Source organism: Pirellulales bacterium, assembly GCA_019636345.1.
Taxonomy (GTDB): Bacteria; Planctomycetota; Planctomycetia; order Pirellulales; family Lacipirellulaceae.
Map to the genome: position 1 here is coordinate 400,408 of JAHBXQ010000002.1, position 23,378 is coordinate 423,785.

At 65.8% G+C, this 23,378-nt stretch carries 17 protein-coding genes and 1 pseudogene; 14 read left to right on the forward strand and 4 right to left on the reverse strand.

What is annotated here, in order from left to right:
* Positions 1-46: 46 nt before the first annotated feature.
* The 11 genes and pseudogenes from KF688_05450 (at position 47) to acpS (ending at position 11,026) form a co-directional block, all read left to right on the forward strand.
* A complete protein-coding gene (locus tag KF688_05450; GenBank protein ID MBX3425107.1) occupies positions 47-3,028 on the forward strand; it encodes an anaerobic glycerol-3-phosphate dehydrogenase subunit C in 2,982 nt (993 codons plus the stop codon).
* The gene (locus KF688_05455; GenBank protein MBX3425108.1) at positions 3,025-3,270 is read left to right on the forward strand and encodes a MoaD/ThiS family protein; all 246 of its coding nucleotides are present in this window, start codon (positions 3,025-3,027) and stop codon (positions 3,268-3,270) included. Before KF688_05450 ends, KF688_05455 begins: the two co-directional genes overlap by 4 nt.
* A 71-nt stretch (positions 3,271-3,341) precedes the next feature.
* Positions 3,342-3,800, forward strand: a complete 459-nt coding sequence (locus tag KF688_05460) for a molybdenum cofactor biosynthesis protein MoaE (protein ID MBX3425109.1) — start codon at positions 3,342-3,344, stop codon at positions 3,798-3,800.
* A gap of 139 nt (positions 3,801-3,939) precedes the next feature.
* Positions 3,940-4,968: a GTP 3',8-cyclase MoaA gene (moaA, locus tag KF688_05465; GenBank protein MBX3425110.1), complete on the forward strand. Its 1,029-nt coding sequence runs from the start codon at positions 3,940-3,942 to the stop codon at positions 4,966-4,968.
* 179 nt (positions 4,969-5,147) lie between these two features.
* Entirely contained in the window at positions 5,148-6,308 is a 1,161-nt protein-coding gene (locus KF688_05470) for an aminotransferase class V-fold PLP-dependent enzyme (protein ID MBX3425111.1), read from the forward strand.
* Positions 6,309-6,358: 50 nt separating this feature from the next.
* Positions 6,359-6,802, forward strand: coding sequence for a YkgJ family cysteine cluster protein (locus KF688_05475; protein ID MBX3425112.1), 444 nt, complete (start codon positions 6,359-6,361; stop codon positions 6,800-6,802).
* A 461-nt stretch (positions 6,803-7,263) separates the two neighbouring features.
* Positions 7,264-7,539 (forward strand): annotated as a pseudogene (locus tag KF688_05480) (integration host factor subunit beta).
* A 444-nt stretch (positions 7,540-7,983) separates the two neighbouring features.
* On the forward strand, positions 7,984-8,208 hold the full coding sequence (locus tag KF688_05485) for a hypothetical protein (protein ID MBX3425113.1): 225 nt from the start codon (positions 7,984-7,986) through the stop codon (positions 8,206-8,208).
* Positions 8,209-8,269: 61 nt separating this feature from the next.
* Positions 8,270-9,454: a dihydroorotate dehydrogenase gene (locus KF688_05490; protein MBX3425114.1), complete on the forward strand. Its 1,185-nt coding sequence runs from the start codon at positions 8,270-8,272 to the stop codon at positions 9,452-9,454.
* Between the two features lie 66 nt (positions 9,455-9,520).
* Entirely contained in the window at positions 9,521-10,492 is a 972-nt protein-coding gene (gene trpS, locus KF688_05495; GenBank protein MBX3425115.1) for a tryptophan--tRNA ligase, read from the forward strand.
* Positions 10,493-10,627: 135 nt separating this feature from the next.
* Positions 10,628-11,026 carry a holo-ACP synthase gene (acpS, locus tag KF688_05500; GenBank protein MBX3425116.1) on the forward strand — a complete coding sequence of 133 codons (399 nt, stop codon included), beginning with the start codon at positions 10,628-10,630 and terminating at the stop codon, positions 11,024-11,026.
* Positions 11,027-11,078: 52 nt separating this feature from the next.
* Here acpS and topA read toward each other — a convergent pair whose 3' ends face one another.
* Positions 11,079-13,772, reverse strand: coding sequence for a type I DNA topoisomerase (gene topA / locus KF688_05505; GenBank protein MBX3425117.1), 2,694 nt, complete (start codon positions 13,770-13,772; stop codon positions 11,079-11,081).
* Positions 13,773-14,359: 587 nt separating this feature from the next.
* On the opposite strand from topA, the gene KF688_05510 reads away from it, so the two are divergent.
* Positions 14,360-16,699 (forward strand): hypothetical protein, encoded by a 2,340-nt coding sequence (locus KF688_05510; protein MBX3425118.1) that lies wholly within the window; start codon positions 14,360-14,362, stop codon positions 16,697-16,699.
* Between the two features lie 157 nt (positions 16,700-16,856).
* Here the strand turns inward: KF688_05510 and glgB are convergent, their stop codons facing one another.
* Positions 16,857-19,079 (reverse strand): 1,4-alpha-glucan branching protein GlgB, encoded by a 2,223-nt coding sequence (gene glgB / locus KF688_05515; GenBank protein ID MBX3425119.1) that lies wholly within the window; start codon positions 19,077-19,079, stop codon positions 16,857-16,859.
* A 159-nt stretch (positions 19,080-19,238) separates the two neighbouring features.
* A complete protein-coding gene (locus tag KF688_05520; GenBank protein ID MBX3425120.1) occupies positions 19,239-19,826 on the reverse strand; it encodes a hypothetical protein in 588 nt (195 codons plus the stop codon).
* Between the two features lie 959 nt (positions 19,827-20,785).
* Here KF688_05520 and KF688_05525 point away from each other — a divergent pair.
* Complete coding sequence (locus KF688_05525) at positions 20,786-21,202, forward strand: hypothetical protein (protein ID MBX3425121.1); 417 nt, start codon at positions 20,786-20,788, stop codon at positions 21,200-21,202.
* Positions 21,203-21,577: 375 nt separating this feature from the next.
* Positions 21,578-22,591 (forward strand): hypothetical protein, encoded by a 1,014-nt coding sequence (locus tag KF688_05530; protein MBX3425122.1) that lies wholly within the window; start codon positions 21,578-21,580, stop codon positions 22,589-22,591.
* Between the two features lie 19 nt (positions 22,592-22,610).
* Here KF688_05530 and KF688_05535 read toward each other — a convergent pair whose 3' ends face one another.
* The gene (locus KF688_05535; GenBank protein MBX3425123.1) at positions 22,611-23,291 is read right to left on the reverse strand and encodes a RimK/LysX family protein; all 681 of its coding nucleotides are present in this window, start codon (positions 23,289-23,291) and stop codon (positions 22,611-22,613) included.
* Between the last annotated feature and the right edge of the window lie 87 nt (positions 23,292-23,378).

The following is a 23,378-nucleotide window of genomic DNA, read 5'->3' on the forward strand; positions in this document are numbered from 1 at the left end:
CTTGCGCCCCTTTCTCGGCCCTAAGCCCTCAGCCCCCCTCCCCCCCATGGACCCTGACCAGCGCCGCATCGAGGAGGACTTGCGCGGCCAGCTTGACGGGTCCGTGCGGTGCGATGATCTGTTCACGCAGCTCTACGCGACCGACGCCAGCATCTACGAAGTTCGCCCGCTCGGGGTCGTGCGTCCTCGCCATGCGGGGGACGTCGCGGCCGCGGTTCGCTACGCGGCCGAGCATGGCATTTCGATCCACGCCCGGGGAGCCGGCTCGGGGCTCGCCGGCGAGTCGCTCGGGCGGGGGCTGGTCGTCGACTTCTCCTGCTATCTGCGGCGGATCGGCGCCATCGACGACGACTCGGTCGTCGCCCAAGCCGGAGTCGTCGTCGCCCAACTCAACGCGGCTCTGGCGAAGCGCGGTCGTCTGTTGGGGCCCGACCCGGCCACCGCCCAGGTGACCACGATTGGCGGCACGCTGTCGGTCGATTCGTCGGGGAGCCGCTGGCCCGCGTACGGCTCGGCCCGCGACCACGTGCTGGAAATCGAAGCCGTGCTCGCAGACGGACAAATCGTCCGTCTGCGGCGCAATCACGTCGCCGACGTCCCTGTTCAACCATCAGCAGCCGACGACCTCGCATCGCAGCACGCCGAGCGGTTGGCTGCCGGAGTGCGGGCGATCTGCGACAAACATCGCGAGCCCTTGGCCGCGAACCCGGTGAAAGCCTGCGTCGACCGCAGCGGTTATTGGCTGCCGCAGGCCGTGCATGCCGAAGGAGTCGATCTCGCGCGGCTGTTGGTCGGCAGCGAGGGGACGCTCGCCTTGATCACCGAGGCGAAGCTGGCCACAGCGCCGCTGCCGCCTTACTCCGGCAGCGTCATGCTGTTCTTCAACTCGTTGGAGCGGGCGGCGGCCGCGGCTGCGCTGCTGGCTGAGCGCCAAATCCAAGCCTGCGATCTCATGGATCGCCGGCATTTGACGCTCGCCCGCGAGTCGGATCCGAGGTACGAGTTTCTCATCCCCGCGGCGACCGAGGCGGTGTTGCTCGTCGAGCAAGCCGCATCGACCGCCGACGAGTTGCGTTACGCGCTCTTGTCGGTCGTCGACTTGCTCGTCACGAAACAGCGTTTGGCGGTTGACGCCCATCTGGCGGCCGACGCGCACGACGATGCATTGTTGTGGCAGCTCGCGCGTCGCTACACCCCCACGTTGTACCGCCTGCGGGGAGCGACCCGCCCCGTGCCGTTCGTCGAAGACGTCGCCGTCCCCCCCGCGCGGCTCGAGGAATATTTGCGGCTCGCCCAGGAGACGCTCAAGCGATTTCAGGTCACCGCCTCGATCTTCGTCCACGCGTCGCACGGGCAATTGCATCTTCGTCCGCTGATCGATTTGTCGTCTCCCGCCGAAGTGGCGCGGCTCGACGATCTCGCCCTCGCGCTCTACGAGCACGCCTGGCAACTCGAGGGAACGATTAGCGGCGAGCATGGCGAAGGGCTGAGCCGGACGCCGTTCGCCGAGCGGCAACACGGGCCCCGCCTGGCTGCGTTTCGCGAACTCAAGGATCTGTTCGATCCGCAGGGGATCCTCAATCCGGGCAAGAAACTGCCGATCGACCCCCGCCGCGTCAGCGATCGGTTGCGAAAGGTCACGGCGTCGCAGCCTGTCGAGTCGGCGTCCGAGCCGGAGCGACTGTTCGATTTGCAACTCTCCTGGAGCGCCGACGACATGGCGCTGACGGCCCGGGCATGCAACGGCTGCGGGGCCTGCCGCACGCAGGACGAGGCGACGCGGATGTGCCCCATCTTCCGCCATGCCCCGCGCGAGGAGGCGTCGCCTCGGGCCAAGGCGAACCTCGCCCGCGGGATGCTCACCGGCAGCTTGCCCCGCGAGATCATGCTCGAAGACGCCGCCAAGAAGGTCGCCGACCTCTGCGTCCACTGCCACATGTGCCGGCTCGAGTGCCCGGCCGGGGCGGACATCCCGAAGCTGATGGTCGAGGCGAAGGCGCAATACGTGGCGACCAACGGGCTCCCCGTGGCCGACACGCTGTTGGCGCGGATTGACGACCTGTGCCGGTGGGCGTCGCGCGTGCCGCAGCTCGCGAATTGGGCGATCGGCAATCGGTGGTCGCGCTGGGTGCTGGAAAGAACGCTCGGAATCGCCCAAGGGCGCAAGCTGCCGCGGTTCAGCCGCAAGCCGTTTCTGCGTCGCGCAGTGCAGCGCCGGCTTCACAAACTGCCGGTGGACGAGCGGACGGCAGGGCCCAAGGCGCTGATCTTGGTCGACACGTTCGCCAACTACTGCGACCCGCAGTTGGCCGAGGCGTTCGTGGCGGTGCTTGAGCACAACGGGGTCGAGGTCTTCGTCCCCGCCGAGCAGCAGCAGGCCGCGATGCCGCTGGTGGCCGCGGGCTTCGTCGAGCGGGCCCGTCGCGTCGCCGAGAAGAACGTCGCCGTCATGGCCGAAGCGGTGCGGCAAGGCTACACGGTCGTCTCGACCGAGCCGTCGGCGATCCTGGCCGTCAGGCACGAGTATCTGCACCTGCTCCCCGGCGACGCCGACGCGGAACTGATCTCGCAGAACGCCATGGAGGCATGCCAGTACCTGTGGCGACTGCATCAGCAGGGAGTCCTCCGGCTCGACTTTGAACCGCTGCCGCTTAAGCTCGGCTACCACAAGCCGTGCCATATGGCGGCGCTTGACGCGGGGGATCCGGCGGTCCATTTGCTCAATCTCGTTCCCGACTTGCATGTCCGCCGATTGGAGCACGGTTGCAGCGGGATCGCCGGGCTGTACGGATTCAAGCGGAGCAATTACCGCAACAGCCTGCGGGTCGGGCTGCCGCTGATGACGGCGATGCGCACCGGTCGCTTCCATGCCGGGACGACCGAGTGCAGCACTTGCCGCGTGCAGATGGAGCAAGGCGCCGCCAAGCCGACGGTCCACCCCGTCAAGCTGCTCGCCTTGGCGTACGGATTGATGCCGGAGGTTCGCGATCTGCTGCATCGCCCGGCGTCGGAACTGGTGGTACGATGAATCTCACGGTGCGATTGTTCGCCGCCGCCCGCGAACGGGCCGGGGTCGGGGAAGCGGTCGTCGATCTCCCGATCGGCGCGACCGTGGCCGACGTTCAGGCAGCGCTTGCGGAGGCCTGCCCTGCCTTGGGCCCGCTGTTGCCGAGTTGTTTGATTGCGGTGAACGCCGAGTATGCAGCCGAAGGGCGCGTCGTTTGCGAGGGGGACGAGCTGGCGCTGATCCCCCCGGTCAGCGGAGGCTAAGCCGCACGCGTTTCGATCTCCCGTCGTGCCCCGCCTTCCCCCATTCGCCACTTACCGATCACCTTCCCCTCATGTCCCGTCTCACGCACGATCCCATCGATGTCGCCGCAATGTTGGCTGCGGCCTCGCAACCCGCGGCAGGGGGGGTGGTGTTGTTTCTGGGGATCACGCGACAATTCACTGGCGCGGCCGAGACGATTGAGTTGGCCTACGAAGCGTACGAGGCGATGGCCGAGCGGAAATTGGAATCGCTCGCCGCCGCCGCTCGCCAGCGGTGGCCGCTGGCCCACGCCGAGATCGTCCATCGGTTGGGAGTCGTACCCGTCGGCGAGCCGAGCGTCGCGATCGTGGCAAGCAGCCCCCACCGGGCCGACGCATTCGCGGCCGGTCAGTGGCTGATCGACGAGCTCAAGGCCGACGCCCCCATCTGGAAACAAGAACGCTACGCCGACGGTCGCCGCGAGTGGGTCCACCCGCAACCGGCATCCACGACTGGAGAGCCCGCAAATCAAGCGAATGAGCGCGAATGAGCGGATCGCATGCGAGCCGGTCCTTCGCATCCGCTGGCGCACTTCGCACGACGAGTCTTCCGAACGACATTCCCAGTATCCTGTCAGTGACTTCAAGCGACCCGCTGTGTCGCGATTGTTCGCGATTCGCGGGACCCCCATGAACACCGTTGATGTAGCCGCCGTCGCCGACGAACTCGCCCCGCTGGTTGACGGGTTCGGTCGGCGGCATGAGAGCCTGCGGATTAGCGTCACCGATCGCTGCAATTTGCGGTGCACGTACTGCATGCCGGTCGAGGGGCTCCAATTCCTGCCGCGGAGCGAGTTGCTCACGTTCGAGGAGATCGCCAAGTTCGTCCGGGCGATCGCCCCGCTGGGGGTCCGCAAGCTGCGGCTCACCGGGGGGGAGCCGCTCGTGCGGCATGATCTGCCCGCCTTGGTCCGGCTGCTCGCCGCCGTGCCGGGGGTCGAGGACCTGGCGCTGACGACCAACGGGCTGCTTCTGGCTGAGCAAGCGGTTGCGCTGCGGGCCGCGGGGCTGCAACGACTCAACGTCAGCCTTGACGCCGTCAGTCGCGAGGGGTTCGAGCAGATCGCCCGTCGCCCGGGGCTCGACCGGGTCCTCGCGGGGCTTGCCGCGGCGCAAAGCGCCGGGTTCGACAACATCCGGCTCAACGCGGTCGCCCTCCGCGGGTTCACCGAGGACGAGGCGATCCCACTGGCCGAGTTCGCCCTGGAGCACGACTTGGAACTGCGGTTCATCGAGTTCATGCCGCTGGACGCCGAACAGCATTGGACCGACGCAGACGTGCTGACCGGTCATCGCTTACGGGCGATCATCGAGGCGCGCTTCGGCGCGCTTGAGCCGCGCGACCGGCCGACCCCCAGCCAGCCGGCGACCGACTACTGGTACGCCGACCGGCGCGGTCGGTTGGGATTGATCAACCCGGTCAGCGAGCCGTTCTGCGGCGCCTGCGACCGGCTGCGCCTGACGGCCGAGGGGCAAGTGCGCAACTGCCTCTTCTCGACTCGCGAGTGGGACGCGCGTGCGGTCCTTCGCAGCGGCGGCGACGCGGTCGAGCTGCGCCGTCTGGTCCGCAGTGCGATCGCCGCCAAGGCCGTGGCCCACGGCATCGGGCAGGGCGGCTTTCAACGGCCCGAGCGAGCGATGTACCAGATCGGCGGCTGAGGACGGAAACCGGCATCCGAAGTTCTGAGCCTCAACGCCTGCCCGAATCACGAACGTTCCGGCTGTCGACAGCCTGCCTGCCCAGTTCAAGCCTCGCGTTTCCCCGCATCCTTTCCTTCCCATTCGATCCGTTCTCACGCCAGAAAACCAAATCTGTTTCGTATATCGGATGTCCCACTATGCGGATCTATCTCGACAACGCCGCCACGAGTTGGCCCAAACCGGAACCTGTTTATGCCGCTGTTGAGCGGTGGATGCGCGACGAAGGCGCCTCCGCCGGGCGCGGGGCGTACCGCGAGGCTCAGTTCGCCCAGCGCGAGGTCGACGCGGCGCGGCGCGGCTGCGCCCAGTTGCTCGGCGCCGACGACCCCGATCAGGTCGTCTTCGGCGGCAACGCGACCGACGGGCTCAATCTGGCGATCTTCGGCCTCGTGCGTCCCGGCGATCGGGTGTTGACGACCGTTTCCGATCACAACTCGGTGCTGCGTCCCCTGGCGACGCTCGGCGAGCGCGCGGGGGTGGAGGTGGTCCGCGTCCCCTGCGACGGCCAGGGATTCGTCGACCTCGACGCATGGCGCGGGGCGTGTCGCCGACCGGCCCGGCTGGCGGCGTTTCTGCACGGGTCGAACGTAACAGGCGCCGTCCAGCCGGTGGCCGAAATGGCGGCCCTGGCCCGCGAGGCTGGCGCTCTGGTGCTCGTCGACGCGGCTCAAAGCGTCGGTCACCTGCCGGTCGACGTCGCGGAGCTCGGGATCGACTTGCTCGCCGCAAGCGGGCACAAGGGGTTGCTAGGGCCGGCGGGGACGGGGTTCTTGTGGATTCGCCCCGGCGTCGAGGCCGAGCTGTCGCCCCACCGCTTCGGCGGCACCGGGGCCGACAGCGACGCCCCGATCGCTCCCACAGCGATGCCACAGCGGTTCGAGGCGGGCTCGCTGAACGTCCCCGCACTCGCAGGGATTGCCGCCGCGTGCGAGTGGCTCGCCGAGCGGGGCGTGGCGTCGCTCGCCGTACACGAAGCCGAGCTGACTGCACGTTTGCTCGGGGGGCTGGAGTCGATCGACGGCGTGCGAATCATCGGCCCCCCCGCGGGGAATCGACGCGCGGGCGTTGTGAGCTTCACCGTCCGCGGGTACGATCCGCAGGAGTTCGCCGCGATGCTCGACGCGACCCACGGCGTGCAATGCCGGGCGGGGCTTCACTGCGCCCCGCTGATTCACCGGGCGCTGGGGACCCACGAACTTGGCGGCGCGGTGCGGATGAGCGTCGGCTGGTCGCTCACGCTCGCCGATGTCGATGCCGCCCTTGCCGCCGTCGACGAACTGGCCGCGGCCGCGATCTGACCTGCCGCGTTTGCCGCTTGCGTGCGCCAATCGATTCTGAGAACCGCCTCATGCCGAAGAAACCTGTCGACGCTGTCGAAACCTCCCAGCCGTGGTACGCCGAGGGGCTGCGTTTCAAGTGCACCGGCTGCGGCGATTGTTGCACAGGCGCCCCCGGGTACGTCTGGGTCAATCAGGCCGAGATTGACGCGATGGCGGCCCGTCTCGAACTGACCCCCGCAGCGTTTGAGAAGCAGTACGTTCGCGACGTCGGGGTGCGACGGAGCCTCAAGGAGCGGAAGAACTACGACTGCGTGTTTCTCGATCCCGAGACCCGCCGCTGCGCCGTCTACGCCGAGCGACCTCGCCAATGCCGCACCTGGCCCTTCTGGGACTCGAATCTCAAGAGTCCCGAGGCTTGGGCCGAGACCTGCGAGGCGTGTCCTGGAAGCGGCCACGGCAAGCTCTACTCGCTCGAGGCCGTCCAGGAGCAGGCCGCAATCTTCCACGTCTAGCCGTCCCGTCGGAGCCTGACGCTGGCGGGAGCCCCCTGCAGGGCTCCCCGAGGAACGGATGCCGCTAGCAGCCGAAATTGGCAAATTATTCCGGTTGCGCTAATTTTGCGGGTCATGCCGGCCGATGATTGGTCCTAGGGACGCCTACGTCCCGCTGCTGAGGCTGCGCAAGCCCCGTCGCCGTGCTGGCAATTGCCGGCACGCGGGGAGGCTGAACCCGCAGTCCGGCAGCCGGTTCCTTGTCAATTTGGCGATTTGAGAGCTTTCCGGCGGAGCTCCCCGGCGACCGAAAGGCCGCCCGGGAGGGCCGAATCGGGTCGCCCCGGCGACCCTCGGTCCGGACCGGCTTTCTTGACTCTAGTCGTTATCACAATTACACTTGGAGCGAGACAGCCGGCCCTCTCGACGCCTCGGGAGACCCCTCCCGCGGCAGGCTGAGACCTTCTCACAGGGGACTCGTCGTGACCAAGAAAGAGATTGTGAAAACCATCTCCGAGGAGATTGGTCTCACGCAACTCAAGACGAAGGAGATCGTCCAAAAGACGTTCGACGCCATCGTCGAGACGCTGGTCGAAGACAAGCGGATCGAACTGCGAAACTTCGGCGTTTTCGAGGTCAAGCGGCGAGCCGCACGCAAGGCCCGCAACCCGCGGACCGGTGAGAAAGTCTTTGTGCCAGAGAAGTTTGTGGTGACGTTCAAGCCGGGCAAGGAGATGGAGGAGCGGGTCCGCGAACTTGAGCGCCAAGCCAACGAGGCCGCTCGCTTGCGGGCTTTGGAGGAGGAGGCGGCCCAACGGGCCGCAGCCGTCAACCACGCGCCGTCGCCGGCCGGGGGGCATTCAACCCTTGGCTCGGCAACAAGTTACGAACAACAACCCGGCGCCTCCGGATAGTGCTTCAGTCATCGCTCCTGCAGCGATTGCCGAAGGCGCCAGCATGGTTGTCGCAAAGCCCCTCGGGCCCTTGACGCCCTAGTCGACCTCGACCTAAGTCGTTGCTCACGTTACGCTTCGCCCGCTTTTCGCCGTGCCGCAAGGATGCGACGCACCGCCGCTCTCAAAACGCCGCCAGCGCCCTTTTGCCGCCGTACCCCGGCGGACGCCACGCAGCCACGCAACATCAAGCCATTCACGACGTTACGCCCCCGGGCCGGACGTCGAGTCGCAGCTCAAGGAGGAGCAATGCAAACCCAAAAATGGCTCTTGTCGGCAATAGCCGCCTGTATGATCGCCAGCAGCACGGGATGCTTTTTGCCGATCTACTCGGGTGATCCTACGCGGCGCGGGCAGCAACTCTTCTACCAGTCGGAGAACCTGCGGTTGCTCCTCGACGAATGGGAGCGGATCTGGTTCCTCGACATGCCGTCGCACCTGACGCCGCATAGCACCCACGGCGGCATCATCTAACCGCCGTCTGTCGAATCGCAGCCCTCGGGCGCAGGCCCGGGGGCTTTGTCGCTGGCCGACCATGGCGCTTACGCGCCCCGGAATTGCCGGCCGGCGCGGCGCCGACCTGCGGCGCCTCATTGCGGCCCCCGGCGGTCGCGCGCTACATTGGTGCTTTGACACAGGCTCGATTGCGGGTTGGCGACGACGCAACCTGTTGACCGAAAGCGGCGTTGCGTCGTCGCCAACCCGCAATGTCCGCTCTGACAAAGCACTCGCCGCTCGCCGACCTCGCGCGTCTTCCTCGCATGTTCGCCCGCCGCACGTGACCGTTCCCGCCCCGCCCGCCGTCGATCTTGCGGTCCGACTCGGTCGCTTGCAACTTCCCAATCCGATCCTCGTCGCATCGGGGACGTTCGGTTACGCCCGCGAGATGGCGCCGTTCGTCGACCTCGCCCGGCTCGGCGGGATCGTCCCCAAGACGGTCACGCGCCAGCCGCGCCCCGGTAACTCTCCCTGGCGTACGATCGAGACCCCCGCGGGGATGCTCAACAGCATCGGGCTCGACAACGACGGGGTGGACGCTTTCGCGGCAAACCACTTGCCGTACCTCGCCACGGTCGGGGCGCCGATCATCGTCAGCATCGCCGGCAAGAACGAATCCGAGTTCGTCGAAATGGCCGCGATGCTCGGCGAGCAGCCGGGAGTCGCCGCGATCGAGTTGAACATCAGTTGCCCCAACGTCTCGGGCGGGATCGATTTTGGCACGAATCCTGCGATGTGCGAGGAAGTCGTGAAGGCGTGCCGAGCGGCGACGTCCTCTCCGATCATCGCCAAGCTGACCCCGAACGTCACGAGCGTGGCCGAGATGGCCCGCGCCGCCGAAGCAGGCGGCGCCGACGCGATCGCGCTGATCAACACCGTGCAGGGGATGGCCGTCGATTGGCGCCGGCGCAAGCCGCTGCTCGGGAACGTCGTCGGCGGGCTCTCGGGACCGGCGATCAAACCGATCGCCTTGCGGTGCGTCTTTCAGGCGGCCCAGGCCGTGCGGACCCCGCTGGTGGGGATCGGCGGCATCGCCGCGATCGACGACGTGATGGAGTTCCTCGTCGCCGGGGCCTCAGCGGTTCAACTGGGGACGGTGAACTTCTACAATCCCACGGCGGCCGGCGACGTGCTCGACGCGCTGCCAGGCGCGCTGGCTGAAGCGGGGGTCGGCAGCGTTGGCGAGCTTGTCGGCGTCTTGCAGCTTTCCGCGGGACGCTGAAGCGTCCGTACCGGCCTTGGCGTCCGACTCCTGACCCTCTCCCCTCTCCCCTCTGGCCTCTCACGCATGCGCGTCCTTTCCGGCATTCAACCGACCGGCCCGTTTCATTGGGGCAATTACTTCGGCGCCATCCGGCAGTACATCGAGCTGCAGGATCTTGCCGACGAATCGTATTACTTCATTGCGAACCTGCACGCGCTCACCACGGTGCGCGACGCCAAGTTGCTGCAACAGTACACGCTCGACGGGGCGCTCGACCTGTTGGCCCTGGGGCTGAACCCGGACAAGGCGGTGCTGTTCGTCCAGTCCGACGTCCCCGAGGCGAGCGAGCTTTGCTGGCTGCTGATGACAGGCACGCCGATGGGGCTCTTGGAGCGGTGCGTCAGCTACAAGGACAAGCTTGCCAAGGGGCACAAGGCTGATGCGGGGCTGTTCACCTACCCGGTTCTGCAGGCGGCCGACATCCTGGCGTATGACGCGACCATCGTCCCCGTGGGCGAGGATCAGTTGCAGCATATCGAAGTTTGCCGCGATATCGCCGGCAGTTTTAACCACCACTTCGGCGAGACCTTCACGATGCCTAAGGGGAAGGTGCTCGATCACTCGGCCAAGGTCCCCGGGATCGACGGCGAGAAGATGTCCAAGAGCTACGGCAACACGCTCGCCGTGTTCGACGACGAGAAGAAACAGCGCAAAGCGATCATGCGGATCGTCACTGACAGCCGGCCGTTGGAGGACCCCAAGGACCCGGCGGGGGACGTGCTGTTCGATCTGTACAAGCTCGTCGCATCCGAAGCGGAACTAACCGACATGGCCGCGCTGTACGCCCGCGGCGGATTCGGTTACGGCGAGGTGAAGAAGGCGCTGGCCGACGCGGCGGAGCGATACTGGGCCCCGGCGCGGGCGCGGCGGGCCGAGCTGGCCGCGCATCCCGACGACGTTCGCGACATCCTTGCCGACGGCGCCAAGCGCGCCCGGGCCCAGGCGTCCCGAGTGCTGGCCCGCGCCCAGGCGGCGTGCGGGGTGAAAGGCTTCTGACCCGAGGCGACTGCTTTTTTTAGCCTGGCGAAGCGAGAGGAGGCCCGGCGTTCGGGCCGGGCGCTAACACCCGTCGGCTTTCCAGCCAATCCACTATTGCGTCAGGCTGAAAAGCCTGCACCCCGGAAGCGAAGCATGTCCGCACGCATTCTCGGCATCGGCACGGACATTATTGAGTGCTTGCGGATCGCGCAGATGATCGAGCGGCACGGCGATCTGTTCTTGCGCCGCGTGTTCACCGACGCCGAGGTCGAATACTGCTCGGCGAAGAAGGCGTCCACCCAACACTACGCCGGCCGCTGGGCCGCGAAGGAAGCGGTGCTCAAGGCCCTCGGGACCGGTTGGATCCGCGGGATCGGCTGGCGGGACGTCGAGGTGAGCCACCGCCCCGGAGGCGCACCGCAGGCCGAACTCCATGCCGGCGCTCGCGAAGTCGCCGAACGCCGCGGAATCGAGCAGGTCCACCTCAGCATCTCGCACTGCCGCAGTCATGCCGTGGCGTACGCGATCGCCGAAGGGAAAGACGACGAATGACGCGCCTCGCGGTCCATTTTCTCCCCCCCGAGAAATGGACGTCGTGCAGTCGTCACGTCGACTTCTTGGCCGCTGATTTTTTGGCAGTCGCTTTCTTGGCGGCCGCCTTTTTTGGCGTCGCCTTCTTCGCGGCCGCTTTTTTCTTCGGAGCGGCCTTTTTCTTACCGCCTCCTTGGGCCGCTTTTTCGGCAAGCATCGCAACTGCTTCGTCGAACGTCATCTCCTCGACGCTCATCCCCTTGCGCAGCGACGCGTTCGTTTCGCCGTCGGTGACGTAGGGGCCGTAGCGACCGTCGAGGATCTGGATCGGCTTCTCCGTGGCCGGCGAAGGTTTGTCGAACGTCCGCAACGGTTCCTTCTTCGCCGCGCCGCGCCCGCGCGTCTTCGGCTGGGCCAAGAGGTGCAGCGCCTGCTCCAGCGTCACCTCCAGCGGCGACACGTCCGCCGGCAGAGAGCGGGTTTCCTCTCCGCTTTTCACATACGGACCGAATCGTCCGTTGAACGCTTGGACCGGTTTGCCCGTCTCCGGATGATCTCCCAGCGTACGCGGCAGGGTGAGGAGCTTGAGCGCCGTCTCGAAATCGACGCTCTCGGGGGTCATCCCCTTGAGCAACGACGCGTTTTGCGGCTTCTCCTCGTCTTCCATTGTGCCCCGTTGCACATAGGGGCCGAAGCGACCGACCTTCAGGTACACCGGCTTGTGCGTCTCGGGGCAGATCCCTAGCGGCTCCTCGGCGACCTGGGCCTGATCCAATAGCCGTAGCGCCGCCTCCAGCGTCACCTCGTCGGGGGGGAGATCCTCGGGGAGACTTGCGGTGCGGTCCCCTTGTTCGACGAACGGCGAATACCGCCCCACGCGGACGAACACCTCGGGCCCGTCGGCCGGCTTGCCGATCGAGATCCGCCCGATGCGGGCCGGGTCGATCTCGTCGATCTTGTTCTCAAGCTGCTTCTTCAGCCCCGGCGCGCCGTTGCCGAAGTAGAACTGCTCGAGATACTTCACGCTCTCCTGCTCGCCGCGGCTGATCGCGTCGAGATCGTCTTCCATCTTGGCGGTGAATTGGTAGTCGACCAGCCGCGCCAAGTGCTCCTCCATCAACTGCACGACCGAGAACGCAACCCACGTGGGGACCAGCGCATTGGCCTTTTTGAACACGTAATTGCGGGCTTGAATCGTGTCGATGATCGACGCGTACGTGCTCGGCCGGCCGATGCCGCGCTCCTCGAGCGCCTTGGTCAGGGCCGCTTCGCTGAACCGGCTCGGCGACTGGGTTTGGTGATCTTTGGCGTCGAGCTGCAGACACTGGAGCGTCTCTCCCACGGCGACGCCCGGGAGAATTCGCTCCTGGTCGGCCAACTCCGCGTCCGGGTCGTCGGAGCCCTCAACGTAAGCCCGCAGGTATCCTGGAAAGTCGATCGTCTTGCCGCTCACCTGAAACGTGCAGCCCTCGCCCTCGATCGTGATCGAGATCCGCCGACCGCGGGCGTCGGACATCTGGCTGGCGATCGTGCGCTTCCAGATCATATCGAACAGCTTGAATTCGTCGGCCCCCAGCTCGCCCCGCATCACGTCGGGCTTCTCGAACGGGTGCCCTGCGGGGCGGATCGCCTCGTGGGCTTCCTGGGCGTTCTTCACCTTCGACTTGTAGAGTCGCGGCTCGGCGGGGAGATACTCCTTGCCGTAACTGTGTTCCACAAGCCCGCGGGCGTCGTCGATCGCCACCGACGCCAGATTCGTGCTGTCGGTGCGCATGTAGGTGATGTGGCCGTTTTCGTACAATGCCTGAGCCACCTGCATCGTCCGCCGGGCCGTGAATCCGAGCTTGCGGTTCGCCTCCTGCTGCAGCGTGCTGGTGGTGAACGGCGGGTACGGCTTGCTGGCGTACGGCTTCTCCTCGACCGCAGCTACGCGGAAGGCGCCGGTGCGGATCTTCGCAGCGAGGGCCTCGGCCGCGGGGCCGTCGAGCAGGGCCAGCCCTTCGTTGGCGAGCCTGCCCGTGGCGGGATTGAAATCTTTGCCCGTGGGAATCTTCTTGCCGTCCACGGTGACGAGCGTCGCTTCGAGCCGCTGGGCGTCGCTCTTGGCGAACGTCCCCGTCAAGTCCCACCACGCCGCCGATACGAATGCCATCCGCTCGCGCTCGCGCTCGACGATCAGGCGGATCGCAACGCTTTGCACCCGGCCCGCGGACAGTTTGGGACGCACCTTGCGCCACAGCAGCGGGGAGACCTCGTACCCGTACAGCCGATCGACGATGCGGCGGGTTTCCTGGGCGCGGACCAGCCCCTCGTCGATGTCGCGCGGACCCGCCAGGGCTTGTTGGATCGCGTCTTTGGTGATTTCGTGGAACACGAGCCGGTGGACCGGCACCTTCGGCTTGAGCAGCTCGAGCAGGTGCCAACTGATCGCTTCCCCTTCGCGGTCTTCGTCGGTCGCCAGATACAAGCGGTCGCTCTTGGCGAGCTCGTCTTTCAGCAGCTTGATCTGCTTCGTTTTGCCGGGCGAAACGACGTAGATCGGCTCGAACCCCTCGTTGACGTTGACGCCAAGGTTGGCCCAAGGCTCCCCTTTGTATTTGGCGGGGACCTCCTTGGCGCCGTGGGGAAGATCGCGGACATGGCCGATGCTCGCCTCGACGCGGTACCCCGACCCCAGGTACTTGCCGATCGTGCGGGCCTTGGCCGGAGATTCGACGATCACCAGCGCCTGACCTGTGCCGGAGGAGGTAGCCTTCTTCTTGCCCATCGAATCACGCCCGTGTGCCGGGTTCGCCTTGCCGCGCGGCACGACGACCTGAATAGTTGAAGAAATGCGTGCGACGTCCGGGGCCGCGTCGGCGCCCGTTGTCGCTGTCTCTATATCCTGCCGGGAATGCTTGCGCCCTGAGCGAAGCTTTGCCAGTCGGCCTCACCGGAGCAAACCGCGCCAGCGACGCACGCTGTTCGGCGCCGATCGCAGCGGATGTTCCCCGGAGAGCGGTTTTTCGGGCCGCTGACCTCAGCCTCCCGCCCCGCCTGGCGGGGTTGTCGCCATTTTCGCCCAGCAGCGCGACACTTCTCCATCGACTGCCTTGGCGGCGTTCGGTTCGCGATCCTGCTCGGCGGCGCCGACAGGGCCCCGGCGCACCGCACGACTCGACGATACTCCCGTTTGGGATTGCATTTACGTCAATCCCCCCTAGAATCACGGTCCTAATTTCCGGGCCCTCGCAGCCCCGGCGGCGCGCGTGGGCGGCCTCTCGGCCGCGGCGCTCGGAGGTCATCATTACTGCCCGCGCAGGTCTACTGTCAAGTAGCCGCATTCGCGGGTCGGCATGCTCTCAGGTCGATTCGATGTCCAGTCCGTTCGGTTATTTCCGCAAGCGTCAGAAGGCGTTTCTGGCGGTGGCGACCGTCTTTATCGTGTTTGTGTTCGTGGTCGGCAGCGCGCTGGACCCTGGTTCCGGCCGCCCGGACGATCGCGGCGACCAGAACGTCGCGACCTGGAACGGCGGCTCGCTGTCGGCCGAGAAGCTGGCGACATTGGTCCGCAATCGGCGTCTGACCAGCCAGTTCGTTCGCACCGTCGTCGGCGAGGGGATTCGCTCGGGGGGGAAAGTCGAGAACCTGGGGCTGCCGGGGCCGTTGGTCGACGCGCTGGCGGTCGATCCGCAAGCGACGACCGAGCAACTCGAATCGCTGGTCTTGTCGACCGAGATCATCGCCGGTTTGGCGGAGGGGGCGGGGATGTCCGTTTCCGACGGGGTCGTCAATCGCGTCCTCAGCGAGTTGGGGTCGCGACGCGTCCGATCGACCGACGTCGGCGCGATTATGCAGGGGCTGTTCGGCAACAACGCTCAGGCGGCCGAGGGGGTCGTCTTCAGCACGATCAAACGCGTGCTGCTGACCTACTTTTACCAGCAATCGTTCGGCGACGCGGCCGCGACGATCACCCCCGCTCAGCGGTGGGAACAGTGGTTGCGGACCAACGAGCGGATTTCGCTGCAGGCGGCCGTGCTGCCGGTCGACAGTTTTGCCTCCGAGGTCCCCGACCCGAACGACGCTCAACTGGCGGCGTTCTATGAGGAATTCAAGGAGCGCGACCCCGCGGAGCAGGTTTCCGTGGGGGGCGTCGCGATGCCCTCGCCGAGCCCTGGTTTCGCCAAGCCGCGGCGGGTCAAGCTCCACTTTCTCCGCGGCTCGGTGAGCGATCGAGCCGAGACGTTGCTCGACACGGTCACAGACCAGGAAATCGCCGACTACTACGAAGCGAACAAGCGGTACGAGTTCATTAAGTCGAGCCTCCCAGGCGCCGACGCCGAAGAGGACGAGCAAGACGAGGACGAAGAGGCTGCCGCGGACGAGTCGGAGGACTCGATGGACTCCGCCGACGAGTCCGAGTCGACCGAGGAGGAGCGGGTCGAAGTCGAGGACGACGAGGAAGACTCGCCCCCGGCCGGCCCCGAGGCTGCTGCCGCGACGGAGGAAGCGACGCCGGCGGACGGAGAGGGCGCCGCCGTGCGACGCACCAGCCCGTTCCGGCTGGCGGCGTTCCAGACCGAGGGCGCCGAGGAAGCCGACGTCGAGGATTCCGCCGTAGCCGCCGACGATAGCGCTGCTCCGGACAATAACGCCGACGCAGACGAAGTGGCTGCCACGGGCGATCCTGGCGCCGAAGAGGAGGGCGAGGAAGAAGAGCCGGAGTACGAACCGCTCGAGGCGGTCAAGGAAGACATTCGCCGCGAGATCGCCCGTCGCAAGGCGATCGACGCCGTGCAAAGCGACATGCGCAGCGCGTACGAACTGCTCCGCAATCGCTACGGCGCCTACCGCCGAGCGGTCGCCGCCGCCGAAAAGGAGAAGCAGGATCTGCCCGAGTTGCCTGACGACCTGACCGACCTCGCGTCCTTGGCCGAGAAGTACGGATTTGCGTTCGAGAAGACGGCCTCGCTGACTCAGCGACAGTTGTACAACGACACCCAGATCGGCCGAGCGATCGAGCCCGATCGGCAGGAGGAGGTCGTCGCCGAGGCCGCGTTCGGCCGGCAGCAGTCGGGCGAACCGTACTTCGCCCGCGAGCCGCTGGGGGATTGCTACGTAGCGGTCAAGGTGGAGGACGAGCCCCGCATGGTGCCGGCGTTGGCCGACATTCGCGATCGGGTCGAAGCGGCCTGGAGGCGGGTCGAAGCGGCGAAGCTCGCCGAGAAGAAGGCCCAAGAACTGGCCGCCGCCGCCAAGGCTGCGGATCGTTCCTTCGTTGAGTTCCTGGGGGACAAGGGGTACCAGATCATCGACCCCACCGAGATGTTCTCGTGGCAGAGCTTCGGGCTCGTCGCCGCGGATCAGATCGCGCCGCGGATCAGCACGGTGCCGGGGCTTGAGAACGTCGGCAACGATTTTATGAAGGCGGCGTTCGAACTGCAGGGCGAAGACGTCGGCTCGGCGATGAATGTCGACCGTTCGGCCGCCTACGTGTTTCGCGTCGCCACGCGCGAGCGGACGCTTGAGCAGCTCAAGCAAGACTTCCTCAAAGTGGGATGGAACACGCGCGACCAGCGGATCGGCGTCCCGTTGGGCCTCATGCAGCGAGCGGGGACGCTCTCGGCCCAGCGCGGACTCGACGAGCGCGTCGGGCTGGAGGTCAACCCCGAGTGGCAGCGCGAGCGGATGGAGCAGCTCGAGGGTCGCGAGTAGTCGGGACGCAGATCGCGCTCGAAATCGGAAATGCAACCCCATCGCAGACTCCGAAACGCGGCAGGCGCCCCTGCCGCGTTTCGGATTTTTGCATTCACGAGTAAGAGTTTGTTTCGATCTTCGGGCTTCCGATCCCTGGCCCGGTCCGCATCTCGTCCTAACCCCGCTGCGGCTTGAGCACCACGACCGACAGCGGCGGCAAGGTCATTTCGACCGAGTACGGCCGGCCGTGGCTCTCGCGGCGTTCGGCCATAATGCCGGGGAAGTTCCCGACGTTGCTGCCGCCGTAGTAGCTTGAGTCCGTGTTGAGGATCTCGCGGTACCAACCCCCCCCTGGCATTCCCAGCCGATAGTTCGCCCGCGGCACCGGGGTGAAGTTGCAGACCACGACGAGGAAATCCTCGGGATCGACCCCTCTGCGAACGTAAGCCAGGATGCTGTCGGCGTAGTTGTGGCAGTCGATCCATTCGAAGCCCGTGTACTCGAAGTCGACCTGGTACAACGCGGGCTCGGTGCGATAGACCCGATTCAGGTCCGCGACCAGCTTCTTCACGCCCTGGTGGGTCTCCCACTGCAGCAGGTCCCACTGCAGTTCGCTCTCGCAGTCCCACTCATGCCACTGGGCGATGTCCCCTCCCATGAACAGCAGCTTCTTGCCGGGGTGGGTCCACATATACCCGTACAGCATCCGCAGGTTCGCGAATTTCTGCCACAGGTCGCCCGGCATTTGGTCCAGCAGCGACCCTTTGCCGTGGACAACCTCGTCGTGCGAGAACGGCAGCGCGAAGTTCTCGGTAAAGGCGTAGATCAGCGAGAACGTCAGCTCGTCGTGGTGATACTGCCGGTGGATCGGTTCGTGCCGCATGTAGCGCAGCGTGTCGTTCATCCACCCCATGTTCCACTTGAGCGTAAAGCCCAGCCCGCCGAGGTAGGTCGGCCGAGAGACCCCTCCCCAGGCGGTCGACTCCTCGGCGATCGTCAGCACGCCAGGATAGCTCTGGTGGACCTGCTCGTTGAACTCCTTGAGGAGACTGATCGCCTCGAGATTCTCGCGGCCGCCGTATTGGTTGGGAATCCACTCCCCTTCGTTGCGGCTGTAGTCGAGGTACAGCATCGAGGCGACCGCGTCGACCCGCAGACCGTCGATGTGATACTTGTCGAGCCAAAACAGTGCGTTCGAGGTGAGGAAATTGCGGACCTCGTTCCGGCCGTAGTTGAACACCTTGGTCCCCCAGTCGGGGTGCTCGCCCTGGCGGGGATCGGCGTGTTCGTACAAAGCCGTGCCGTCGAAATGTGCCAGCCCGTGGCCGTCTTTCGGAAAGTGGGCCGGCACCCAGTCGATGATCACCCCCAGCCCGTGCTGGTGGCAGTGGTCGACGAAGTACATGAAATCTTCCGGCGTCCCGTAGCGACTGGTCACGGCGTAGTAGCCGACCGTCTGGTAGCCCCAACTGGGGGTGAACGGGTGCTCGCTCACCGGCAGAAGTTCCAAGTGGGTGTAACCCATCTCCAGGCAGTAGTCGACGAGCTTATGGGCGAGCTCGCGGTAGTTAAGCCAGTGATTCGGCCCCTGCGGTCCGCGCCGCCAACTGCCGAGATGCACTTCGTAAATCGACATCGGGGCGTCGAGCCCTTGGCGTTCCTGCCGCGAGGCCATCCACTGGTCGTCGTTCCACCGGTAGCCGTCGAGGTTGGCGACCAGATTGGCCGTCTTGGGGGGCACTTCGGCGGCGAAACCGTAGGGATCGCACTTCTCCTCGCAGTGCCCGCCGCGGAACTTCACCGAATACTTGTAAAGCAGTCCGGCCGACGCCTCGGGGATGAACAGCTCCCACACCCCGCTGGGGATGTGCTTGCGCATCGTATGCCGCCGACGGTCCCAGCCGTTGAAGTCGCCGACCACGCTGACGCTCTCGGCGTTGGGCGCCCAGACCGCGAAATTCACGCCGGTCACGCCGGCTGCCGTGCGCAGGTGGGCGCCAAGCTTGTCGTAACTCCTCCAATGCCGACCCTCGCCCAGAAGATGCAGGTCGTATTCGCTCAGCATGGGAGAGAAGGCGTACGGGTCGTGCATCGTCGTTTGCTCGCCGTTGGGCGCTTGGGCGCGAAGCTGGTAGGTCCGTTCGGACTCGGGATTATGGATGTCGCTCGGGCAGATCGCCTCGTAAAGGCCGGCCGGGTGGATCCGCCGCATCGGCTGCGCCACCCCGTGGGACGGGTCGACGACCCACGCCCGTTGCGTGTCGGGCAGGTAAGCCCGCACCGACAAAGCTCGCCGACCTGCGTCCTCGACGGGATGAGGCCCCAACACGGCGAACGGGTTCTCGTGATAGCCGTAAATGACCGGCGCTAGGGCCTGTAGCTCAATCTGCGAACGCACGTGCCTATCCCAGTATTTGTGGATATTGTTCTAAATCAAATCGCGACAGTTTGCCGACTTTTTTTGCCCAGACTTCCTGGTCGACCGAGCCTCTCCGGCTTGCGGCAAGCCGCTTTCCCAGCGGGAACAGGTCCTCTGCGGACCGGAAAAACTTGGCGCCTAGCCCGCGGCAAGGCTCCCGGCGCCCAGGGAATCGCCCAGGGAACACGCCGCGGCCGCGGCCCGTCGCAGCCGTCGTCCCGCTTCGCGGGTGAGCCGGCGAACGCGCCGCCGGCCCGAATCAAACCCCGACGTGCTCAGCGCCGTCGGCACGGGCGAGCATGCTTCGGCCGCGGGGGCCGGTTCACTTGGCCCGCCGAATTGCCACAACCTGCAGTCGACCTGGTGGAACTCGAGCGCCCGATCGATCCGCCGCCACAGATCGCAATCGCGCACCGGCACCCGCTTGCCGAATCGGTCCCAATGCCAGTCGTTGAGGCGCCACTCGGACAGCCCCCGACGCAGTCCTCGGCTCACGTAGCGGCTCTTGGTGACCAGAGCCACTCGAGCAGGGTGGTCGAGCGCCTCCAGCCCGCGGACGACCGCCAGCAGTTCGAGACGCTCGGGGCAGTCGATCGGCTCGACGTCGGTCGCGGCGAAGACGATGCCCGAGCCCAAATGCTCCAGCGAGAATCGCCAGCGGTTGCCGTCGATCGGGTTCGACTCGGCCTCGGCGAAGAGGAGGTACAGCGGAAGCGCACTGGTCATGACGGGCGGCTCGTGCAATACCCCGCCGTCGCGGTCTCTGGAGACCAACGACGCGAGAACGCCGCAACCTAGCCTGCTTCCGTCAGGCCGTTTGCTCGTTCCTCTCCGGACCCGCATCCGTTGCGCGCCAAGTCGAGAGCGAACTCGACCCAGGGTACGGTATCGGCGCATCTTGCCTGATCACTTCACTCTTCGCAGGCGAAAGTTTTCACTTCGTCGGCGAACCGCGCGTCAGCCGCCTTGTTGGGCGAAGCTTGCGAATGATCGCCGCAGGGCTCACGCTCTTGGCGCGACCCGCCCTGTGCAGCGATGGGTTGACCGACTCTCCGGTCGAACAGGCCGAGACCAGCCGGCGTTTCACCTGGATTTGCGACTTTGGTTGCGACAACTCCAGGGCCGCTCAGTTTTCTCGGGGCGCCATGCCCTTGTTCGCGTGGGCTGGAGGACGTGTCGGGAAAACAGGGCCGCGACGTCAGACCGTCGAGGCCATGCCGCGCTTCCGTTGGAACAACGGATCGGCCCTGGCGACAACTCGGGTTGAACCATGACCGCACGACGGACGTGCGACGTCGTCGAGCCAGCGGCGCTCGGGGCCGCCTCTCCCTGTAAGCAAAGCCGAAATATGGCAGAAGCGGAAATACCTCCTGCGGGGGAGGGATCGAATCGGATAAAGCAACTACTCCGTTCAGGGGGGGCGGGTTACGCAGCCGTCGTGGAGTCCGGAAAGTACGGCAGTATCGAGCGGACCGGCTTCGACAGAACTTTCTCGCGGGAAAGATGCATCGTCGTTTCGGCAATCCGCATAACCGTGCGCATTCCTGGGACCTACGCTTATAACGTCGACGGACGGCGCGGATTGTGCCAATTCGTCGAGTGATTCGTGGGTGTTTATCAACCAGTCGGCGAAACCCAGTCGCGGGCGACTCGAACAGTCGAGTCTCCCCGCATGCGAGGCGACCATGAATTTCGGCATGTATTTGGTGCGAGAAGGTCGCTTGACCAGCGACGAATTCTTCGCCCTCCTGGAACTGCAAATCGCCTCGCGTCCTCAGTTGGGAACCTTGGCGATCGAAACCGGACGGCTCTCGGTTCGCCAAGTTTTTCAGGTGCTTCGCTGCCAGTGCGAATCGACCAGTCGGATGTTCGGCGAGGTCGCCGTCGAATTGGGATTCCTCACCGAAGAAGACGTCGCGGTGCTGGTGTATCAGCAATCGCAACGTTCGGCATCGCTGCCGGAATTGCTGGTCCTGCACGGCTATGCCGAGCCGGGGCTCGTGGAGCAATGGCTCGACGACTACCGGTCCTGTCAGGGTCGGGCTGCCGCGGCGTCCGGCGGTTTGACGGCGTACGAAGCCGCTTCGGCGGCTGTGTGCTGAGCGCCTCGCGGCCTCGAGCCGGCCCGTGATTCTGGCACGCACGGAGTCTGCGGCCTGTCGTTTGCGGAGATGGTGGGCGGAATCGCGCGCCGAACATCGCCCCGCCCGTTGGCATATAGCTCAATATCTGCCGTCGACAGCCCTCCGGCACAGCCGTTTTGCCGCAACACGTGCTGCCTTGCCGGGCAGGGTGCAATCTTGCCGTTGTTGGCGAGTTCCCAATGGATCGCCGGGTGCGATGCTCCGAATCGCTGGCTACAATAAACGACTCAGGACAAGACTCGAATGCTGCGGTCGGCAGACGTGAGGCCATTCCCCGTCCCCCGATGTTCGCCGTATTCGTTGCCCCGACCCCGATGAGAAAGGCGATGCTCCATGAGGCGACGTCTTGGAGCGTTCGCTGTGGCGTACGCCGTGATCGCCCTGGGCTGTCCTGGAGCGCGGGCGGCGTTCGAGTTGACGCTCAGCTACTCCCCAGAAATCACTGACCCACAGCGGGCCGCAATCGAGCAAGGGGCCCAGACCTGGCGGGACCTCGTCCTGGGGTATCAGCCGGGGATTACGCTGACGGGCGTCGCCGTGGAGATCGCCGTTGCCGATCTCGGGGGGCCGGGAGGGACGCTCGCGCTGGCGTCCTCGCTCGTCAGCCGATTGGAAGGGGGATATTTGCTTTCCGAGTCGGGGCGGGTCGCCTTCGATCTTCACGACATCGACCTTGTGCTGGAAGACGGGCTCCTGGTCGATCTGGCGACGCACGAGATCGCCCACGTTCTGGGGTTCGGCACGAAGTGGGCTAGCAACAATTTGCAGACGCCCGGCAGCGAGCAATATCTCGGCCCTGCCGGTCTAAACGCCTATCGCTACGAGTTCGACGACGCCGCGACCTTCGTTCCCGTCGAACTTGACGGCGGGCTCGGCATGGCCGACTACCACTGGGACGAGTCCCAGACCGTATTCGATTTGCTGGGCCGGCCGCTGAGCGAGGAACTGATGACCGGGTATCTGGGGACCGTGAACTATCTCAGCGTCACGACGATCGAGTCGATGCGCGACTTAGGGTTCGTGGTCGTCGATCGGTTGTTTACCGGCATCGCGGGAGACGTCAATCAGGACGGAGTCCTTGACCTGTCGGACGTTTCCGCGTTCCAGGCCGGTTGGCTGGCCGACACGACCGCGCTCCACACCGTCGCTCGGACGAAGCGGGGCGATTTGGACCACAGCGGTCAGACCGAACAGGCAGATTGGGAGTCTCTCACGGCGGCTTTTTTCGAGGCGGGACTCGGCGACCTGCTGGACGGCCAGCATCCGTGGGGGAGCGAGGCGCCTGAGCCTGACCCGCGGTGGGCGCTGCTGTTGCTCGCGTGTTGGATGTGCCGACGCCGGGCGTAGATCTTCCCGTGTGCGCGAGCTAGCCTTCGGCCGCCTCTTCGTGGTCCTCGGTCTCGTCGTGGGTCTCGATTTCCTCGCCGTCGGCCGCGACGGCCGCGTCTTCTGCGATCGCCTCGTCGAGCGAGACGTCGACCAGGAAGTCGTTGTAGAGGAAGTTCCGCCCCAACAGGGCCGGATAGGTCATGTGCGAGCGGTCGTTGAGGGTCACGAGACACTCTTTCTCAAAATCGCCCACCCGCAGCCGGACTTCGACCTTGTAGCGGCTTTCGTGGTCCACGGACGTTTTGACGCGGACCGTACTGACGATCTTGCCGGTCACCCAGGCCGCGTGCTTCTTGCCGTTGTGAAGCTGGAAGCGAATCTTCTTGCCGATGTTCTTCTTGCGGTCTTTCGATTCCCCCTCGATCTCCCATTTTTCGACGTGCAGGGAGGTGCTGTGGGCGCCTGTGTCGACCCGGGCCAAGAAGGGGATTCCGGTCTCTGCCTCGACGACGACCGCGGTGGCTCCGATGAGCCGCTTGCCGTCGACGACGTCTCCCGCAGCCGGCTTTTGCGGCTGAACCTTGGCGCCGGCTGTCCCAGGACGCAGGCCTCCCCCGAGGATCGCCAGCGTCGCCACGAGGCAAAGACTCGCGGCCGCCGGGGCCGCTTTCCGCAGGGCCTTTCCCGCCCGATTGTTCCCAACCGCCAGAATTTGCACGTCGATCCCTTTTTTCCAATTTGTCAGGTTTCTACGATTTGGCTAATGATCAAACTCGATCGGCTCCCCGGGAGCAGCCACTTGCGG

Bases quoted from the DNA above. Each gene is read 5' to 3' on its own strand.
- KF688_05450 (MBX3425107.1), top strand. From the start codon at position 47: ATGGACCCTGACCAGCGCCGCATCGAGGAGGACTTGCGCGGCCAGCTT.
- KF688_05455 (MBX3425108.1), top strand. From the start codon at position 3,025: ATGAATCTCACGGTGCGATTGTTCGCCGCCGCCCGCGAACGGGCCGGG.
- KF688_05460 (MBX3425109.1), top strand. From the start codon at position 3,342: ATGTCCCGTCTCACGCACGATCCCATCGATGTCGCCGCAATGTTGGCT.
- moaA (MBX3425110.1), top strand. From the start codon at position 3,940: ATGAACACCGTTGATGTAGCCGCCGTCGCCGACGAACTCGCCCCGCTG.
- KF688_05470 (MBX3425111.1), top strand. From the start codon at position 5,148: ATGCGGATCTATCTCGACAACGCCGCCACGAGTTGGCCCAAACCGGAA.
- KF688_05475 (MBX3425112.1), top strand. From the start codon at position 6,359: ATGCCGAAGAAACCTGTCGACGCTGTCGAAACCTCCCAGCCGTGGTAC.
- KF688_05485 (MBX3425113.1), top strand. From the start codon at position 7,984: ATGCAAACCCAAAAATGGCTCTTGTCGGCAATAGCCGCCTGTATGATC.
- KF688_05490 (MBX3425114.1), top strand. From the start codon at position 8,270: ATGGCGCTTACGCGCCCCGGAATTGCCGGCCGGCGCGGCGCCGACCTG.
- trpS (MBX3425115.1), top strand. From the start codon at position 9,521: ATGCGCGTCCTTTCCGGCATTCAACCGACCGGCCCGTTTCATTGGGGC.
- acpS (MBX3425116.1), top strand. From the start codon at position 10,628: ATGTCCGCACGCATTCTCGGCATCGGCACGGACATTATTGAGTGCTTG.
- topA (MBX3425117.1), bottom strand. From the start codon at position 13,772: ATGGGCAAGAAGAAGGCTACCTCCTCCGGCACAGGTCAGGCGCTGGTG.
- KF688_05510 (MBX3425118.1), top strand. From the start codon at position 14,360: ATGTCCAGTCCGTTCGGTTATTTCCGCAAGCGTCAGAAGGCGTTTCTG.
- KF688_05520 (MBX3425120.1), bottom strand. From the start codon at position 19,826: ATGACCAGTGCGCTTCCGCTGTACCTCCTCTTCGCCGAGGCCGAGTCG.
- KF688_05525 (MBX3425121.1), top strand. From the start codon at position 20,786: ATGAATTTCGGCATGTATTTGGTGCGAGAAGGTCGCTTGACCAGCGAC.
- KF688_05530 (MBX3425122.1), top strand. From the start codon at position 21,578: ATGAGGCGACGTCTTGGAGCGTTCGCTGTGGCGTACGCCGTGATCGCC.